17 protein-coding genes are annotated in these 19,244 nt (G+C 44.9%); 11 read left to right on the plus strand and 6 right to left on the minus strand.

Annotated features, from left to right (window positions below):
- Positions 1-133 precede the first annotated feature (133 nt).
- The 7 genes from secF (at position 134) to rlmC (ending at position 10,949) form a co-directional block, all read left to right on the plus strand.
- Positions 134-1,105 carry a protein translocase subunit SecF gene (gene secF, locus A3G19_RS07485; RefSeq protein WP_294871666.1) on the plus strand — a complete coding sequence of 324 codons (972 nt, stop codon included), beginning with the start codon at positions 134-136 and terminating at the stop codon, positions 1,103-1,105.
- Between the two features lie 112 nt (positions 1,106-1,217).
- A complete protein-coding gene (gene leuS, locus A3G19_RS07490; protein ID WP_294871668.1) occupies positions 1,218-3,665 on the plus strand; it encodes a leucine--tRNA ligase in 2,448 nt (815 codons plus the stop codon).
- Positions 3,666-3,669: 4 nt separating this feature from the next.
- Positions 3,670-4,167, plus strand: coding sequence for an LPS assembly lipoprotein LptE (lptE, locus tag A3G19_RS07495; RefSeq protein WP_294871671.1), 498 nt, complete (start codon positions 3,670-3,672; stop codon positions 4,165-4,167).
- A 9-nt stretch (positions 4,168-4,176) separates the two neighbouring features.
- Positions 4,177-5,712, plus strand: coding sequence for a GGDEF domain-containing protein (locus tag A3G19_RS07500; protein ID WP_015652959.1), 1,536 nt, complete (start codon positions 4,177-4,179; stop codon positions 5,710-5,712).
- Positions 5,709-6,872: a Mur ligase family protein gene (locus tag A3G19_RS07505; protein ID WP_294871674.1), complete on the plus strand. Its 1,164-nt coding sequence runs from the start codon at positions 5,709-5,711 to the stop codon at positions 6,870-6,872. The genes A3G19_RS07500 and A3G19_RS07505 overlap by 4 nt, the downstream gene beginning before the upstream one ends.
- The gene (locus A3G19_RS07510; RefSeq protein ID WP_294871678.1) at positions 6,850-9,834 is read left to right on the plus strand and encodes a DEAD/DEAH box helicase; all 2,985 of its coding nucleotides are present in this window, start codon (positions 6,850-6,852) and stop codon (positions 9,832-9,834) included. The genes A3G19_RS07505 and A3G19_RS07510 overlap by 23 nt, the downstream gene beginning before the upstream one ends.
- Positions 9,831-10,949: a 23S rRNA (uracil(747)-C(5))-methyltransferase RlmC gene (gene rlmC / locus A3G19_RS07515; protein WP_015652962.1), complete on the plus strand. Its 1,119-nt coding sequence runs from the start codon at positions 9,831-9,833 to the stop codon at positions 10,947-10,949. Before A3G19_RS07510 ends, rlmC begins: the two co-directional genes overlap by 4 nt.
- On the opposite strand, the gene A3G19_RS07520 is transcribed toward rlmC, so the two are convergent.
- From A3G19_RS07520 to pgaB, 4 genes are read right to left on the minus strand one after another with little or no spacing between them, the layout of a single operon-like run.
- Positions 10,916-11,446, minus strand: coding sequence for a YgjP-like metallopeptidase domain-containing protein (locus A3G19_RS07520; protein ID WP_015652963.1), 531 nt, complete (start codon positions 11,444-11,446; stop codon positions 10,916-10,918). The two genes, rlmC and A3G19_RS07520, sit on opposite strands and share 34 nt — an antisense overlap.
- Positions 11,447-11,452: 6 nt before the next feature.
- A complete protein-coding gene (pgaD, locus tag A3G19_RS07525) occupies positions 11,453-11,896 on the minus strand; it encodes a poly-beta-1,6-N-acetyl-D-glucosamine biosynthesis protein PgaD (RefSeq protein WP_015652964.1) in 444 nt (147 codons plus the stop codon).
- 1 nt (position 11,897) lies between these two features.
- Positions 11,898-13,190: a poly-beta-1,6-N-acetyl-D-glucosamine synthase gene (gene pgaC, locus A3G19_RS07530; RefSeq protein WP_015652965.1), complete on the minus strand. Its 1,293-nt coding sequence runs from the start codon at positions 13,188-13,190 to the stop codon at positions 11,898-11,900.
- 12 nt (positions 13,191-13,202) lie between these two features.
- Positions 13,203-15,212 carry a poly-beta-1,6-N-acetyl-D-glucosamine N-deacetylase PgaB gene (gene pgaB / locus A3G19_RS07535; protein ID WP_015652966.1) on the minus strand — a complete coding sequence of 670 codons (2,010 nt, stop codon included), beginning with the start codon at positions 15,210-15,212 and terminating at the stop codon, positions 13,203-13,205.
- 140 nt (positions 15,213-15,352) lie between these two features.
- Between pgaB and A3G19_RS07540 the strand changes: the two genes are divergently transcribed.
- The 3 genes from A3G19_RS07540 (at position 15,353) to A3G19_RS07550 (ending at position 17,483) form a co-directional block, all read left to right on the plus strand.
- A complete protein-coding gene (locus A3G19_RS07540; protein WP_015652967.1) occupies positions 15,353-15,934 on the plus strand; it encodes a hypothetical protein in 582 nt (193 codons plus the stop codon).
- Positions 15,931-16,740, plus strand: coding sequence for a TIGR00282 family metallophosphoesterase (locus A3G19_RS07545; RefSeq protein WP_015652968.1), 810 nt, complete (start codon positions 15,931-15,933; stop codon positions 16,738-16,740). Before A3G19_RS07540 ends, A3G19_RS07545 begins: the two co-directional genes overlap by 4 nt.
- Before the next feature lie 95 nt (positions 16,741-16,835).
- Positions 16,836-17,483, plus strand: coding sequence for a 3-methyladenine DNA glycosylase (locus A3G19_RS07550; protein WP_294871680.1), 648 nt, complete (start codon positions 16,836-16,838; stop codon positions 17,481-17,483).
- Positions 17,484-17,485: 2 nt separating this feature from the next.
- Here the strand turns inward: A3G19_RS07550 and A3G19_RS07555 are convergent, their stop codons facing one another.
- Positions 17,486-18,487 carry a hypothetical protein gene (locus A3G19_RS07555; protein ID WP_294871681.1) on the minus strand — a complete coding sequence of 334 codons (1,002 nt, stop codon included), beginning with the start codon at positions 18,485-18,487 and terminating at the stop codon, positions 17,486-17,488.
- Between the two features lie 116 nt (positions 18,488-18,603).
- Between A3G19_RS07555 and A3G19_RS07560 the strand changes: the two genes are divergently transcribed.
- Positions 18,604-18,966 carry a VanZ family protein gene (locus A3G19_RS07560; protein ID WP_294871684.1) on the plus strand — a complete coding sequence of 121 codons (363 nt, stop codon included), beginning with the start codon at positions 18,604-18,606 and terminating at the stop codon, positions 18,964-18,966.
- Here A3G19_RS07560 and A3G19_RS07565 read toward each other — a convergent pair.
- The gene (locus tag A3G19_RS07565) at positions 18,950-19,141 is read right to left on the minus strand and encodes a YwbE family protein (RefSeq protein ID WP_015652971.1); all 192 of its coding nucleotides are present in this window, start codon (positions 19,139-19,141) and stop codon (positions 18,950-18,952) included. The genes A3G19_RS07560 and A3G19_RS07565 overlap by 17 nt on opposite strands.
- Positions 19,142-19,244 lie beyond the last annotated feature (103 nt).

Below are 19,244 nucleotides of genomic sequence, written 5' to 3' on the forward strand. Positions count from 1 at the left end.
GTATGGGTATTTTGGCCTCTATGCTCACTGCAATTGTCGGAACGTATGGAGTATTCCAGCTTTTCACTAACCGTATTGAAAAATCGAAAAACTACAAAATGTGGTTTGGAATGACAAGAAAGGTGAATGCATAATGGAACTGTTTAAAGAAGATAAAGTCTATAACTTTCTGGGCAAAGGGAAAATCTTTTTCGTAGCTTCGTTTGTTCTTTTCTTTTTGGCAATCGGTCTGATTGCGATAAAAGGGTTCTCTTTCGGTATCGATTTTACCGGCGGAACCGTTGTTCAAGTGAAGTATCAGGGTGTTGCGCCGATTGATAAAGTGCGTGAAGCACTGGAAAAAGAGGAACTTTTCAAACATGCCAGTGTTACCGAGTTCGGCTCTCCTGAAGAGATCATTATTAAAACAGCCGCATCAACGGATGGATTGAGCAAAGATATCGGAGACGTTACAAGGGAGATACTCAAAGGTACGGGCGAGTTTGAGATTCGCCGTGTCGATATGGTCGGGCCGAAAGTTGGGGATGAACTTCGTGTCAAAGGGCTTACGGCTTTTCTTTTGACGTTGGCTGCGATTATGGCGATGGTTACGTTTCGCTACGAGTGGCGTTTTGCGTTAGCGGCAATTATCGCTATCGTTCATGATATCGTCATCACATTCGGTTTTGTATCGTATTTTGAAATCGATTTTAACATCGAGAGTGTTGCGGCACTACTGATGATTCTGGGATACTCGATCCATGATACCATTATCGTTTATGACCGGATTCGTGAGCACATTCAAGAGTCTAAAAACAGTGATTTTGTGATGATCGTTAATGAAGCGGTTTCTCGCACCCAGTCTCGAACAACATTGACCTCTTTGACGGTATTTTTTGTCGTCTTGACCCTTTTCTTGTTCGGTGGAGATATTATGCTCGGTTTCAGTTTCCCGATGCTGGTTGGTGTTATAATTGGAACCTACAGTTCGATTTTCGTTGCGGCACAACTCGTTGTATGGACGGGATTCAGTGTCGCTCGCTATCGTGAAAAAATGGCTGAGAAGATAAAGCTTCAAGCGGAAAAAGAAAAAATGCGTGCTCAGTTCGAGCAGGGCATTGTATAAAATAGGATAAACATCTGCCTTGAAAAGGCTAGCTTTAGTGCCATAGTGGCAAGCGCAGTCAAAAGGGATATTATTCCTTTTGGCGTTCTATTAAAAAAATAGGAGCATTTTTTTGAATTACACCCCCGCATCAATTGAGGCCAAATGGCAAAAAACGTGGAGTACGACTAAGGCGTATGAACCCTCATCCGATTTTACCAAACCTAAAAAATACGTTCTCAGTATGTTCCCGTACCCTTCGGGGCGTATCCATATGGGACATGTCCGTAACTACACGATCGGTGATGCTTTCGCCCGTTATTATCGTCAGCAGGGGTTCAATGTTCTTCATCCGATCGGATGGGACAGTTTCGGAATGCCGGCAGAAAATGCGGCGATTAAACACGGTGTCCATCCGAAAAAATGGACCTATGAGAACATCGCTACGATGCGCGGTGAACTTGCGGGTCTGGGGCTTTCGTTTTCGGAAGATCGTGAGTTTGCGACCTCTAATCCGGAATATACGGCGTTCGAGCAGGGGTTCATTATCGATATGTTCAACAAAGGTCTCCTCTATCGTAAACAAGGATTTCTCAACTGGTGCCCGCACGATTTGACCGTATTAGCCAACGAGCAGGTGGTTGACGGCGGATGCTGGAGATGCGGAACCCCAATCGTTCAAAAAGAGATGTATCAGTATTACCTGAAAATCAGCGATTATGCCGAAGAACTCCTCGAATCACTTAAAACACTTGAGGGTAAATGGCCGAAGCAGGTTTTGACGATGCAGGAAAACTGGATCGGAAAATCGTACGGTTTGGAGTTTGCCTTCAAACTGGATGAAGAGAGTGAGGCTAAGCTTGGCGCAGTCTATCAAAGTTTTGATGTTTTCACCACCCGTCCCGACACGATTTACGGAGTAAGCTATGCGGCACTGGCACCTGAGCACGAAATTGTCCGTCATATGCTCTCGTTCGGGTTACTCGATCAAGCAACAAGCGACGCGATCAAAGCGATGCAGCGGGTCAGTGCACGTGATCGTGCAACCAGCCCGAAAGAGGGTGTATCACTCGGTATTCATGTTATCCATCCTCTAACGGGGGTAAAAGTACCGGTATGGGTGGCGAATTTCGTTCTCACCGATTACGGCTCGGGTGCGGTTATGGCGGTTCCTGCCCATGATGATCGCGATTATGAGTTTGCGACCAAATATGATCTTCCGATCAAAGCGGTTATTTTCCCATCCGAGGGTGAACTGTCATCAGGGTGTGCCTATACCGAAGCGGGAACACTCCGTGATAGCGGAGAGTTCAACGGTTTAGATAACGTCACCGCTAAAGCTGCGATTATGGATCATTTCGAAAACGAAAAGCTGGGTCGTAAAGTGATCAATTTCCGTCTCAAAGACTGGGGAATTAGCCGTCAGCGCTACTGGGGTGCACCGATCCCTCTGATTCATTGTGAATCGTGCGGAATCGTTCCCGAAGATAAATCCAATCTTCCGGTAGCACTTCCTGAGGATGTTGTGATCAACGGTGAGGGAAATCCTCTGGAACACCATGCGACGTGGAAACACTGCGCCTGTCCGAAATGCGGCAATCCCGCCATCCGCGAAACCGATACGATGGATACGTTTATCCAATCATCGTGGTATTTCCTCCGCTATACGGTCAAAAACGATTATACAGAGGCGCTAGACAAACAAGCCCTCGATTACTGGATGGGAGTGGATCACTACATCGGCGGGATCGAGCACGCGATCTTGCATCTGCTCTATGCCCGTTTCTTTACGAAAATGCTCCGTGATTTGGGTTACGTCAACAGCGATGAGCCGTTTGAACATCTTCTCACTCAGGGTATGGTTCTTAAAGACGGAGCAAAAATGTCAAAGTCCAAAGGAAACACCGTCGATCCGGGTGCATTGGTCGAGAAATACGGTGCCGATACGGCGCGTCTCTTTATCCTTTTCGCTGCCCCTCCGACCCAAGAGTTGGAATGGAACGACAGTGCGGTGGAGGGGGCGTATCGCTTCCTCAAACGGTTTGCCGATCGCAGTCAGTACGTTAATGTTACCGACCGCTTACCGATGATCGATCATAGTACCCTTTCCAAAGAGGAGAAAAACGCTCGTAAAAAAGTGTATGAAGCACTTAAACGTGCCCAAGAGGTATACACGGAACGTCATACGTTCAACACAATGATTGCCGGTGTGATGGAAGCGATGAACGCATTGAACGAACAAACGAATCGTGATGTCTGGACGGAGGGGTATTGGATTCTTACCTCCGTGATGGAACCTATCGTTCCCCATATCTGTTGGGAACTCTCTACTGAATTTTTCGGCGGGAAAAACTTCGGTGTCCAAGTGGTGCTCGAAGAGGTATTTGAAGTCGATAGCGTAGCTCTGGGTGTCTCCATCAACGGTAAAAACCGCTCAACGATCGAAGTGGGCGTCGGTGAAAGCCAAGAAGCGATTATCGAGATTGCGAAAGCCGCAGTTGAGAAATGGATTGAGGGTAAAGAGATCGTAAAAGCGATTGTTATCCCCGGGAAACTTGTCAATCTCGTCATAAAAGGGTAAGTCGATGAAATACTGGATACTGAGCGCTTTGATCCTTTTTGCCGGATGCGGCTATCAGCCCTCAAGCTATTATGCCAAAAGTGTGGTAGGAGAGAGTGTCAGTACCGAAGTGGTGATTTCGATGGAAGATCCGCAAAATACCGTCATTATCAAAGATGCTGTTGATATGGCGGTAATTACAAAATTTCGTACTTCGTTAGTCCCTAAAAATGCTTCACAAACCCATCTTAAAATCGCGATTAGTTCAGTTGGATTTACCCCTTTGCGCTATGATACGAACGGTTATGTTATCACTTACCGTACTACGGTAGTGATGTCAGTTGAGCGTTTTAGCGGAGATAAGAGAGAGGTATATTCAACACGGGGGATTTATGATTTCGCGATTGAACCCAATGCGATTATAACCGATCAGGCCCGCTTCGAAGCGATACGCCAAGGGGCGCAAAAAGGGATCGATGCCTTTATCGCACACGTTGCGGCACAGGGTGCGAACTCGAAATAAGGGGTAAAGATGACCATTAATCAAATCGTCCGAAATACGGTAGAACGGCTTAAAAGCGAAGGGAAGATATGGACTCCCGATACGTATGCCGAAACGTTTTGTTCTGAGGCAAAAAAAGCGGGATTTTCCGTTGAAGATTGCAGCGGAATTGATCGTTATACCCCACTGTTCGATAAAAAAACGGCGGAAGAGATCAAGCAATACCGTGTCCGAACAACCGCCGAACTGATCCGTTTCCTCATTTCCAAACTTAGTCGTCTTAACCCTAATGAAGCCTCTGTATTGGTTGAACTTTTGAGTTCATTGGCAAAACAAATGGCCCAAAGCATCGATGTTCTTCATAACCCGGAAGCCTCAGCACTGGCTAAAAAAACGGTTGCCATATTAGAAACCCAAGGCGGTGCGACACAGATTGATCTGCTCAAACAAGCATGGGTCAATTTCCTCACGCTGTATGATGACTCTTTTTTGATGAAATTGGCACCGTTCGGATCGGTCGATACGGCTAATTTACGCAGTACAATCGAGAATCTTCGTTTTCAGGAAGGGAGCAGTGAGAAAGTCGATTATGCGAAAACGGTTCGTCTTTTAGTCTCTTCTTTGGTTCCCTCAATCGCCCCTACCATGGATAGCGCGACGATCCAGCTTTCACAAAAACTTCGGGATGAACCTTCTTACGTCGCTACTGCAGAGTGTGAAAAAGAACTTAAAATGGCTATTGCTATGCGGGTGGCTTTGGATAAACAAAGCGTTGAAGAAATGGTGAGAGCACTTGACACACTTTTAGAGAAACTCTCCGCACAACTTATCGAATTAATAGAGCGAAGCGAAAACTCGACCAGCGAGATTCGTGAGGTTAAGCGAGATCTCGAAGCGTTAGAAAACAATAAACCTACCGACTTTAAAACAGCGCACAAACGTCTTTATGCGATTGCCAGTACCTTGGAAGAAAAAGTTGAAGTGTTGAGCAAAGATTTAAAAGTACACAATGAAAAAGTGACGCAGATGGGGAAAAAGATCGCGGCACTCGAAGAGGATTTAGCCCAAGCGACGCAAGCTTCTCGTGAAGATTTTTTAACCAAACTTTTTAATAAACGGGCAATCGAAGAGTACCTGAATGTCAAAGAGGCTGAATTTGAGCGTCATGGACGCAGTTTTTGTGTCGCCATGCTGGATCTGGACTATTTTAAAACGGTTAATGATACGTATGGACATGATGCGGGAGATGCGGTATTGCTTGCATTTGCTAAAATCCTCAAAGAAGAAGCGCGTACCAGTGATATTGTTGGACGTTACGGCGGAGAAGAGTTTTTAGCGATTTTAGGAGATACGGAACTTTTGGGTGCAAAAGTATTTTGTGAAAAAGTACGTAACCATGTGGAGCAAGCCCATTTTATGTATCAAGGACAGCGTATCAGTATCAGTGTGAGCATCGGTGTGGCTCAGCGTAGTGATTATCCTTCCATGAAAGCCTTGGTTAACGGGGCGGATGAGCGACTATACGATGCCAAACGCAAAGGGCGAAATCGCGTCGAGCCTGCATGAAACTGAGCGATTTTTTAGCGGCCAAGCCTCTTTTCTATGATGTGATCGATTATGATCGTTTCCCGATAGTGTACCGTGAGATTGAGCACCTTCTGCCGAAACCTAAAATTATTCATCTTGTCGGGACCAACGGCAAAGGCTCAACCGGACGATTTCTGGCCACAGCCTTACATCGTTCAGGGAAGAAGGTAGGACATTACACCTCTCCTCATATCCTCCATTTTAATGAGCGGATATGGATAGATGGCGATGAGATTAGTGATGAGGCTTTGGAAACTGCCCATCAGAAGCTTCTTTTGATGGTGAACCGGAATAGTGCCGAAGCCCTCAGCTATTTTGAATACACGACTCTTTTGGCAATGGTTTCCTATGCAGAGTGCGACTATATCGTACTTGAAGCGGGACTTGGGGGAGAATATGATGCCACAGCCGTATTTCCTAAAGCGCTCAGTATCTTTACCCCTATCGATTATGATCATGCGGCGTTTTTGGGGACTACCATCGAGTCCATTGCCACGACCAAATTGAATAGCATGCAACGTGTTGCCCTTTTAGGGAAGCAGAAACACCCAATAGTTGAATCGATTGCTCGCACTATAGCGGATGCACAAGGGTGTAAGCTTGATACACTTTCAGAACGCGTTACACCAAACATTCAAGAACTGGCATTGCATCTTGCCATGAAAAACAGTCTCAGCGACTATTTACGTGATAATCTGACGTTGGCGATGGCCGCATATGAGCTTTTGGGCTATGAAACGGACGAATCGCTGTTCGATCAGAGCGCATTGTTTGGCCGTTTGAGCCGTATCGCTTCAAACATTACATTGGATGTAGGGCATAACGCATTGGCAGCAGAGTCAATAGCTGGAGCGTATACCGGTAAAAAAGTGACTTTGGTCTATAACACCTACGGGGACAAAGATTACCAAGAAATTTTGAGCCTTTTAAAACCGATTATCGAGTGTGTCGAGATAATCCATGTAGCTGAAGGACGGATTGTCGAGCGTGATCAGCTTGAATCGGTATTGGAGAAATTGGAAATACCCTATGGCGTATTTGAATCGATTGAAGAAGATAAAGAATATTTGGTCTTTGGCTCTTTTAGTGTAGCCGAGACGTTTTTAAAGAGGATGAATGTCACAAGCACGATGGTATGAGTACCTAAAAAACAACCCGAAGAATCGACCGGACATTCTCCTGTGCGAGGATGCCAAAGAGGCGTCGGAACTGAGCGACGTATCGACATTTTTAGAAATCCCACACATCGTCTTGCCCGATTTTCGTGCGACCTATATGGACGATTTACGCCCGTTTAGCGAAGAATTGTTTGCCCTTTTTTCTGCACTGCGTACCTATTACACGGCATCCAAAAAACCGCTGATTATTTCTCCGCTTAAAACACTTCTTTTCCCTATGCCGAATGGGTCATTACTCCAAAGCGAGACGATCGAGTTCGCTTCGCGGATCGATCTGAGTGCATTTAAAGAGAAACTGCTCCATTGGGGATATGCCTTCGTCGACATGGTGGAAATAGAGGGGGAAGTCTCCCATCGCGGTGATATCCTCGATATCTATGTTCCGAATCAAAGCAACCCGTACCGTATCAGTCTGTTCGACGATGAGGTGGAAGAGATCAAAGCGTTCGATGTCGAAACTCAGCGCACCGATAAAGAAGAACTTGCCTCTATCGAAGTGACAAGTGCCTTTTTCTCACTGAATGCAGATCAGCATAAAGCTTTTGAAAAAGCGATTAATGCAGCCCAAAGCGACAGTTTTGTGAAAGACATCGCCTCACTCGGATTTTGGGTTTTAGGTTCTGAGGGGATCGATCTGTGCGAGGGAAAAAAAGTCGCCCGTATCCGTGAGATGAAAAGTGTCCTTGATGAAGCGTACGCTCTTAATCAAAGCGTACTCCCGCGTGAGCGATTGGAAGCAGAGATACTCCCTGAGTCACAGAAGTATACTCCACTGGGGGGCGGGAATTTCGAGACCCTCCGAAGCGTCCATAAAGCCAAAAAATTTACCCTCATCGCCGCCAGCGATACCCAGCTTAAAGCGGCGGGGATTTTTGAACTTAAAGGCCTTTGTGTTAATACCTCGGGGATTGTCCTCAACTTGATCGGTCCTGATGAAATCATCCTCTCTCTCAACCGTCATGAGAAAAAACGTCGTCGCCGTCGTACTTCCATCCTACTCGATGATCTGAAAGTGGGCGATTACGTTGTCCACGAAGAGTACGGGGTCGGGATATTTGTGGGGATCGAGCAGGCTGAGATCCTCGGCGGGATTAAAGACCTTGTCGTGATCAAATACATGGGGGATGACAAACTTCTCCTTCCCGTAGAAAACCTCGATACGATCGATCGCTATATCGCTTCTGGAAGCCTTCCCGTTCTTGATCGTCTGGGCAAGGGAAGTTTCGGTAAGCTCAAAGAGTCGGTCAAAGCACGGTTGTTTGAGATCGCTTCCGAAATTGTGGGGATCGCGGCAAGCCGTGCTCTTATTAAGGCATCGGTTCTCAACGTCGATGCGGGTGAATTGCGTCGATTCCAAGAGGCCGCCGGATTTGATTATACTCCGGATCAAGCCAGTGCCATCAGCGCTATCGTCCGTGATCTCTCCTCCGGTCAGATCATGGATCGGCTCCTCAGCGGAGATGTCGGTTTCGGAAAAACCGAAGTGGCGATGAACGCTATCTTTACGGCTGCGAAGGGGGGCTATCAGTCGCTCCTTGTCGTTCCGACGACGCTACTTAGCTCTCAGCACTTCCAATCGCTCAAAGCCCGTTTAGCTCCGTTCGGACTTCGGGTGGCGAAGTTGGATCGTTTCGTCAGCTCGAAAGAGAAAAATGCGACCCTTCGGGCATTAGAAGCGGGAGAACTTGACTGCGTCGTCGGAACCCATGCCCTGTTTGGGGTGAATTGTGCGAAGCTTGGAATCGTCATCATCGATGAAGAGCATAAATTCGGGGTGAAACAAAAAGAGAAACTCAAATCGCTTTATGAGAATGTCCACCTCCTCAGTATGAGTGCGACCCCGATCCCCCGCAGTCTTAATCAGGCGCTTAGTTCAATCAAGACAATGTCGGAACTTCTCACCCCTCCGAGTGAGCGTTTAGGGGTACGGACGTTTGTTAAAAACTACGATGAGAAGCTGATCAAAGAGGTAATCTTACGCGAACTTCGACGCGGCGGTCAGGTGTTCTATGTTCACAACTCGATTGACTCGATGATTATCAAATCGGGAGAGCTTAAAGCAATCCTTCCCGATCTGCGTATTCTAATACTCCACTCCCAGATCGGTGCGACTCAAACGGAAGATGAGCTTGCCAAGTTTGCCGATCGCCAATACGATGTCCTCCTTGCCACCTCGATCATCGAGTCGGGTATCCATATGCCGACGGTGAATACGATGATTATCGACGGAGCCGACCGTTTCGGGATGGCCGATCTGCATCAGCTGCGCGGTCGGGTCGGGCGGGGGCATACCGAGGGGTATGCCTATTTTATCGTCGATGACAAAGATCATCTTACCGAAGAGGCGAAAAAGCGCCTCGTAGCGTTAGAATCGAACTCCTTTTTGGGAAGCGGTTCAATGCTCGCCTATCACGACCTCGAAATTCGAGGCGGTGGGAACCTCGTCGGGGATGCCCAAAGCGGTCATATCAAAAACATCGGATATGCCCTCTATCTGCGGATGCTGGAAGATGCGATTAAAATCCTCACCAACCAAACGACGGCGGTACGGGCGAAAGTGGATATCAAACTTACCGTCAGCGCCTTTATCAGCGACGAGATCGTGAGCGAAGACCGTCTCCGCCTCGAACTTTACCGCCGTCTCAGCCAGTGTGAGAGCCCGAGCGAGATTTATGAAATTGAAGAGGAAGTCGGAGATCGTTTCGGTAAGCCCGACACGCCTACGAAACAGTTCTTTGAGATTATGGTGATCAAACTCCTCTCTATCGAGAAGAAGATTAAAATGGTGAGCAACTACAACCAAAACATCACGATAGAGTACGCGAGCGGTATCAAAGAGACATTGCAGAGTAAGAGCAAAGATGATGATGACTTGATCGGTACCGTCTTGCATTATCTCCGCACGGCAAAAGGAAAAGCATGAGTTTTTGTTCCTATTTCGATACCTATCAATGCCGCTCGTGCAGCTGGATCGATTATCATTATGCTGAACAGCTGAAACTCAAGAGTGACCATTTACATGCACTTCTCAACCCCTTTCAACCGCGAGATTGGTTGAAACCCGCCACATCACCTCTAAAAGGATTTCGGAATAAAGCCAAAATGGTGGCAACTCCGACGTTAGAGGGTGTAGTCCTTGGACTCTCCGAAGAGGTGAGTCTGATCGAGTGTCCGTTGTACGATATGAGTATGCAAAAAGTATTGCAGAGCGTTCAAGATTGGCTCCGGGGATTAGGGGTCAAAGCGTACGATATTAAAAAGAAAAAAGGGGAGTTGAAATACGTTCTCCTTACGCGAAGCAAATCCAACGGCTCGATGATGCTCCGTTTCGTCCTCCGCTCCCACGGGATTGTTGCCCGATTGCAAAACGCTCTGGATGACTTGATCAAACATGCTCCGGAACTCAAAGTGGTTACGGTGAATATCCAGAGTGTCCACATGGCGATTTTGGAAGGGGAAGAGGAGATATTTTTTACTGAACAGCGTCGGCTCGAAGAGCGGTTGAACGGTATCCCCCTCTATATCCGTCCTAAAAGCTTTTTTCAAACCAATCCCGAAGTCGCTGAAAAGCTATACCGCAGCGCGAGCGAATGGGCGGGGGAGAGCAAACCGAAGATTCTGTGGGATCTGTTTTGCGGCGTAGGGGGGTTTGCACTCCATTGTACTGCACCGGATCGGAGTATTATGGGGATCGAGATTGAACCTGAAGCGATAGAGTGTGCCCGTGATTCGGCGGCACAGCTGGAGATGAAGAACCTTCGTTTTGAATCTCTCGATGCGGCGAGTTTCGGAGCGAGTTCGGGTGAAAAACCTGATTTGATTATCGTTAATCCGCCCCGTCGGGGATTGGGTGAGCAGTTATGCAAATGGTTGATGCGAGTCAGTAGCGATCGGATACTCTATTCGAGCTGTAATGCGACGAGTTTAGCCAAAGATCTTGAACTTCTTAGCGGCTACTCGGTGAATCGGGTTCAACTGTTCGATATGTTTCCCCATACGGCTCATTATGAAGTTTTAGTGGAGCTGGTACGAGAATAAAGTTCTCCAAAATGATCAATGTAGGTGAGATAGAGTCTTACCTCAAATTCGAGTTGATGGTACTCGGTTTCGATATGGGTGCAGAGGGAGTAAAAGGCTTTGTTATGATCTTTCTCTTTGAGATGGGCGAGTTCATGGGTGACAATCATCCGCAAAAACGGCTCCGGGACTTTTTTAAAAAAGTGGGAAATCCGAATCTCGTTTTTGGCTTTGAGCTTTCCTCCCTGTACCCGAGAGACGAAGGTGTGGGTTCCCAAAGCGGAGTTTAAATCACGGATTTTGGTATCATAGAGTACTTTTGAGATGGGCGCAGAGCTGCGAAAATGGGTGTTTTTGATCTCCATAACATAATCATAGAGGCTTTTGTCGGTTGTGTAGGGATGGGTATCGGGATATTTACGGATAAGTCGCTCGCCGAGAGTGTCGGTATCGATCAGATTTTGTACCTGAGCGAGTATCTCTTGGCTGTAGTGAGCTAAATATCTAAGCGATTGCATGGGGGATTACTTCGTTTCAATGCGATCATTTAAATGGGTTATATGGCCATGATCATCATGGAAAACCGTAACCAATTGGCTGTTTGCACACTGTTGCAACTGATCATCGTCCAAATGAAAATAATTTGAATAATCAGTGGATTTATAGAGCAAATGTTCACTGGGAGCTCTGTGTCTGTTTAGCCTTGAGAGGATAAACAACACAATCGGCGTTGCAATTAACATCGATATTGCATGTTCAAAGGTTACACTATGAATATTTTCAAATATCCAATCGGATATTTTATCCGCCGGTACTTTTAATGTAATGATCCCATAAAATACAACCAATAAAGGCTTCCACAAATAGATAAAGCCTAACCAAAGTCCGATGGTTAGTCCATCCCACACTAATCTTTTTCTTTTGGGTAGCTCATGGCGTTTGTTGATAATCAATGTTTCTTTAGACATCTTACCCCTTTTTCGGTAATTGTTGATGGACACCTCGGTCGGGACTAACCCACCTTGCACGTCCTTTCGTCCCAAATAACACTTTCGGTAGAGCGGTTACGGCGGTAAAGAGATTCAGCAACCAATAGGCAAACGGATACCAAATCATCCAATAGTAGTTTTTTCCTAAGCCTTGGTCATAATGACCGTCTAACCATTTACTGATGGCAAACTGTATCAAACATGCACCGATAAGAATAATACTGCTTTCGTCCGGTAAAATGGGTGAATGATCCGGCATGGCATAGGAAATGGGAGTAAAGAAACTCATTAACCAGACGACAAACACCAATACCATACTGTAGGCCCAAAGGGTGCTTAACATGAGTTCCGTCATAAGGCCCCAAAGATGGGTTTGCTTGTGCATAAATAAAACTTTAAAGTTTTTAAGCATCACTTGAACACCGCCCATAGCCCAACGCAACCGCTGTTTCCACAATCCGCTCAATGTTTCCGGCATCAAAATCCATACCAGTGCTCGTGGCTCAAAGCGTACATCCCAACCGTTGCGTTGCAGTTTCCAGGTAATATCGATATCTTCGGTCAGCATATCGGGACTCCAATACCCCACTTCATGCACCGCCGCTTTTCGAAAACCGGTGATGACACCCGATACGGTAAATAGTCGTCCGAAACTGCGCTGTGCCCGCTTGATCATCCCTACGATAGAAGAAAACTCACCCACCTGGATTTTACCCAATAGGCTTGTGCGATTACGGATACGCGGGTTACCCGTTACGGCGGCAACTTCGGGATAACGGATAAAATGTTTGACCATCCAATGGACACAATGTTTATCGATTAAGGCATCTCCGTCTATGCATATCAAATACTCGTATTTTGCCAACAATGCGCCGGCTTGAAGCCCTAACGCTTTCCCCTGATTTTCGGCTAAATTAACCACTTTTAACTTGGGGTTATTCTTTGCCAGAGCGACTAAAATCTCTAAGGTATCATCCTTGCTGCCATCGTTAATGGCAATGACTTCAAATTCAGGGTAGTCCACATTGAGGGCATACGTGATGGTTTCGATGGCATTTTGCCCTTCATTGTAACAAGGGATCAAAATACTCACCCCTTGCCAGCTCTCATTGGCTCTTAGAGGAGGAATAATGTATTTGAGATAGGGTTTTTCATTTTTAAAATAAAAAAAGATTGCCCCTACGATCCACAAACTTGACATAAACAATGGATAATAAAAGACATAGCCCAGCACTATGTGCCATAGTGAATGCCAAAATAGTTCAAATGTCATTACAAATCCTTCTTACTTACTTAGCATGGTATCGCCATGCATAAGCTCTGATTTTTGTCCAAAGGCTTGTTTCATCGTATCGGCATCAGGGATATTTTTAAATACATTGTCCGGATAATAGGCCACATGATGGACCCCGAGATCGTATAAATGGTTTATCGTATCAACCATCTCTTGAGATGAAATCGGTTCATCGTTTTTTCTCCAATTGATGGTTTGCAGCTCCATCACGGTACGTTCCAACCCACACTCTTCTTGCTTTACACGTTCAACAATTTTATCGTAAAACTGTCGTGTATCATCGGCTTGTTCCATATACGGCATCGCCATAATAGCGGTGTAGTCATAATTTTTGATCGATTCATTCAATCCTTGCGCATACCATTCTTCGGCGTACTCATTGAGTGCAACCTGCGCATATAAATTACGGGCTGTTTTAAGTCCGGGATGCTCATCTCTAACAATCTGCGCTAATCGCATCGCGAACGAATCCAAATAGTCCGTTTTGAGGTTCGTCCACTTTTCTAACTGTTCGCTCTCCTCTCGAATTTTGGTTACACTGTGTGCCAATCCCCATTTTTTATACTGCTTACGTGCAAATGTGCTGTCATCTTCAAAATCGGACAGCGTTACATCATCATGAAACAATATGCCGTCAATACGGGGTAATTTAGCCAAATCTTCATAAATCTGCTGAATAACTTTTCGTGCTTTAGGAGAAAACGGCGATAACCTCGGATATCCCATATTGAGATGGGTCGGATCAACCTGTAAGGTTACTACCGTCTCTTTGGCAACCGCATTGTTTTTCGGCAATTGCCACGCCAGCATCGGCATCCAGGCATAAATGCGCTTAACTTGTGTGCGCGTTGTAAGCTGCCAAGCCACCCTATTAAATAAATCGGCACGCATCGGAATATTTCGGTTTGGAAAATAGACATAGTCCGCTGCCCCATTGGCATCAGGGTCAGCAAAAGCCTGCAAATAAACCGTATTGATACCTAACGTTTTTATTCGATCAAGCAAATCACCCAAATTTCTTTCCTGCTGCTCTGGATCAGAATCATAGATATAATCCAAATCGACATGCGCGGCTTTTGTGGTACGGTCGTTATCGATCAAATTGGCATTTCGTGAGCGGATATTTTGTTCTAACTCTTTAAGGGTCATGTTTTTATCAACCAAGATACGGCGCATCCCCCACAAAGGGGTAATACGTGTATTGCTGCCATCATCCAGAGTTAATCCGATGCTCATCCCTAAACGCTCTGCAATGGTGCGCACTTCTTTATTGTAATATCCATACGGCCATACCATGACACGAGGCTTTTGCCCTGTATACTCTTTGATAAAGCGGTTGTTTTCCGATAAGTCATTATAAATACGTTGCTGATAACTTTTTTCATCTTCATAGGAGCGTTTATCGCTCAACCATTGGCGCGTGATCATGGCCGGCTGCAGGTTGCCTTGCGGATTGCCCGGTATCCCTTTATGTAAAAAATAGCTATGACTTGCAAACTCGACCAGAGTGCTGTCGGCCATTTCCTTGATCGCTTCATGGGTTAAAAACTTCTCACGCGCAATCTTATGCCCATCAAAATCTACTGTATCTTTAGCCTTCATCCAACTGCCGACCAGTGCGATGACAACCGGAATTTTATATTTTTTGATTAAGGGGTAAGCGTTGGTGTAAACGGACTGATACCCATCATCAAAGGTCATCAAAACGGCTTTTTTAGGCAATGGTTTTGCACTTTTCCGGTAGGCTAAAATATCATTGATACCGATAAAGTGATAGCCGTTATCGATCAGCCAATGTATCTGCTCTTCAAAATGAGATGGTGTAACCGCATAGGTTGAATCGAGCGTTTCACTTTTATCGGCTATTTCGTGATAACTTAGGATCGTAAACTCATTGGGGTTTTGATCCCGACTGCACACATTAGGGAGGTCATTGGCTATAAGGTAACTGTTGGCAATGCCGATGAAGATCAAAAGAAATTTGATGATTGGTTTGAGCATAAAGTAGAGTACTTTGTTTTAAATTTTAATCGAAAATTATACAGTATAACCCCTTGTATCTTCCCACTTTTACCGGCATCTCTTACGTCAGCTTTTGCTATCTTATAGTATAGTTTCACTACATTACGCAAAGGTTCGAGATGGAACATCAAAAGATCGACGAACTCGTCGCCAAGATTAAAGCCCTCGAATCGGAACTGGAATCTGAACTGCACCAGGAGTATGAGCGGTTCAGCTGTGAAATAACGAAAAAACGGGAAGAGCTTCTCGCGTCGTACCGGCGTGAGCGCCAAGGGTTATTGCGCTATTTGGCGACCACCCCGATCTTGCATCTGCTGAGTGCCCCCGTCATCTGGTCGGTCTTGTTCCCTGCATTGATCTTGGATGCTTTTGTGAGTCTTTATCAGTGGATTTGCTTTCCGATCTACAAGATTACCAAAGTCAAACGGAGTGATTACATCCTTATCGATCGTCACCGACTCGCCTATCTCAACATCATCGAAAAGCTTAACTGTCTCTATTGCAGTTATTTCAACGGACTGATGGGATACATTAGCGAGATTGCCGGTCGCACCGAACAGTACTGGTGCCCGATCCGCCATGCATCACGGGTCAAATCGATGCACAACAATTATAAAAAATTCTTCGATTACGGAGACAGTGAGAACTTTCGACAAAGAAGCGCAGAGCTTAGAGAGGATCTCAAAGAGGAGAAAGAGTGAAAATAGCCTTTATCGGAGATATCGTAGGCCGTCCGGGACGGAATATGATTAAAGAGTATCTTTTAAAGCTCAGACGCGAACACGGAATCGATTTCGTCATCGCCAACTACGAGAACGCTTCGCACGGTTTCGGAGTAACGATGAAAAATGCCCAAGAGCTTTTGGCAATGGGGATCGACTGCATGAGCGGGGGAAACCATACGTGGGATAAAAAAGAGGTCGAACCGTTGTTGGAGAACCTGCCGATGCTCCGCCCTCACAACTACCCCGAAGGGGTCAAGGGAACGGGGTGCCGTGTCTTTGACGTAGCGGGAGAAAAACTCGCCGTCCTCAACATCATGGGGCATTACGGGATGCCGTACGTCGATAATGCGTTCCGATGCGCCCGCGATACCGTCGCACACCTCAAAAACGACGGGGTTGAGCATATCTTTCTCGATTTCCATGCCGAAGCCTCCAGTGAGAAACGGGCCATGATGATGTTGCTCCAAGGCGATATTAGCGGCATCATCGGAACCCATACCCATGTGGGGAGTGATGATTTTCAGATTGCAAAAGGGACAGCCTATCTCACCGATATCGGTCTCTCAGGTTGCCGTGATAACGTCATCGGAATGGATTCAAAAGTGCCGTTGGAACGCTTTATCACGGGCGTATCGGGACGTTTTGAAGTCCCCGAAAAATGTCGCAAAATTCTCCAAATCGCTATATTGACTCTGGATGAGGGGAAATGCACCGAAGCGTTCAAACTCAAAATATTTGATGACGGACGTGTCCATCGAACCGATGCGTGGGTGGAAGAATAACTATGTGATTGGTCATGCTGAACTTGATTCAGCATCTAATTTATGCGTAGATACCGTATCAAGTACGGCATGACAAAACACCAAAGGAGCTTTTTATGCAACTAACCGATTCTTTCGAACTTTTCAGTGCATTAGAGCAATTAAAACTCTTAGAAGAGTCTCCGCCGCTGTGGTGGCCATCCTATGGAACCTTTGAAGTCGTCGTCGGTGCCATCCTCACCCAAAACACCCAATGGTCACGGGTTCAAATCTCCCTCGATAACCTCCGTATTAAAGAACTTCTCTCCCTCCATCTCCTAGCCCATTGTGACGTTGATGAGCTGATGGAGCTGATCCGTCCCAGCGGTCTGTTCAAAGCCAAAGCCCAAACCCTGATCCGCCTCTCACAATCTATCTGTGATGATTTCGGCGACTTCGAAACTTTTGCCCTCAGTGTCGATAGAGAGTGGCTCTTGTCACAAAAAGGGATCGGACCTGAGACGGCAGATTCTATCCTCTGCTACGCCTGCGCCCGTCCCGCGATGGTCGTGGACAGCTACACGGCACGGCTGTTAAATGCGTTCGGATATGAGTTCGAGAGTTACGATGAGTTGCAGGAGTGGTGCGAAGCGGGGGTGAGAGGCTATTTCGATACCGTACAGCTCCCTGCCGCATTTGCGCGGTTTCATGGGATGATTGTGGAGTATGTGAAGGGGAATAGTAAGGGGAAAGTGGTGAATATCGAAGTAATTTTAAGTATATAAATTTATTTATTTTCAGAATACTCTGTATCGATCTCTTTCGCAATTTCGACAAAATGTTTATGTTGTTCATAAAGATAAAAGCAATATATCCTTGCATCTTTTTCTTGCATTTTTTCATTATTGTTAGAAAGGTATGATTTTAAAACATCAATGGCATGCTTATACTCTTCTAAATCATACTGAATATAATCATTTAACTCATTTCTTTCTGTTAACCCCATTTCAAATTTATTATAGGTTTCTTCAATAGAAATGAGCATTCTTAAAGCAAAATCTCTATTTGCATTCGATGGTGAATGAATCCCCTCCGATACTTTTTCAAAAAAGTAACCAATAGTAGAATGAAAGATGTCAGCAATAAGATTATCTTTATATTTATCACGATACATTTTATCCACCTCAATTAATTTATTAGCCAAAAGATTGTAGCTATTTTCGATTTCGTGTGTTTGTTCCTTAAGTATAGAAATAAGATTAATATCGATAAATTCATTTCTTTCTTTTTCGGAAGATCGGAGAAGAGTAAATCCCCATTTAGACATTGATATTCGAGATATGTAATTGTAGTAAGTGACTTTTTGCACATTGTTTTTTGTTGGATGACCAATTGCAGCATTCCTAAGTGCTCGAATTTCCAATAATTTTTTACTTGCTGAATATTCGATTTCAAACGCTTCAGATAAATGCTTCATTGCATCTTGCTGTATAAATAATGTTTGTAAAATTCCATATGTAAAAATGTATTTTAGACCATCATTTGTAGGATATTCAGATTTAATATAGTCTTTAATTGAGTATAGAGTATCACCTATTGTATCTAGTGAGCTACATATCTGATTCCAATTATTTAAGTTTTTAAGTAGTTCAGTTTGATATCTTGTTGTATTAATATGTTCACGAACTGATTTTTCATGTGCAGAGATTGTTTGAAGTGTAGTAAGAATATCCTCTACCGTTTTATAGGGATTTTGGATTGACTCAGAAAAATTGTATTCTTTATTCATAATGTTATGATAGCAGAATTATGGCGCGATAACTTTCAAAACCCCTTTTTACAAAGTCCCACTACCCATGTCTAATTTGACAAAATACAACGAGATAAGATACTATCAGACAAATTATGAGAAAAGAGAACTTAGTGAAAATAAATCTTTTTAAAACAGCGTTTTATAGTAGCTTTTTGGGCATTGAATATCTCGCTATCACTCCACAACATATCAAAATCGTAGAGAGTTTTTGGGATAAACAAAATCACTTTATCGCTTTTTGTACTTTGTATGTATTGTTGAGTTTAGCATATAAGCATCTATCAACACGCCTAAAAGTCGTTCTTTTGCTACTGGTCGGTTTCCAAATCGAGATAACACAATACTTTATCCCCAATAGATTCTTTTCACTCATGGACATTGTTGCAGATTGTATAGGTATTGTGATCGGAATCGGAATCTATAGGGTCATTTCAAAAATCAAAACACCTCTTTAACCCGTCCTACTTCTCCGCTCATAAGACGCACTTTAATCCCGTGGGGATGGTTCGGGGATTTAGTGAGGATGTCACGGACAACTCCCTCTGTTAATCTATCTGTCGATCGGTCCTCTTTGAGGACGATGCTTACCCGTTTACCCGACATAATATTTTTACGCTCTTTGCCGTCCATAGTTGACCCTTGCTCTTTGTTTTTATATATACTTGCAGTAGATTGAGAAAAATCGTATTCGTCTCTCATTGTCCGATTTTTTGTTTTGTTTGTAGGTAGATTG

It is taken from the genome of Sulfuricurvum sp. RIFCSPLOWO2_12_FULL_43_24 (genome assembly GCF_001829605.1).
Classification (GTDB): domain Bacteria; phylum Campylobacterota; class Campylobacteria; order Campylobacterales; family Sulfurimonadaceae; genus Sulfuricurvum.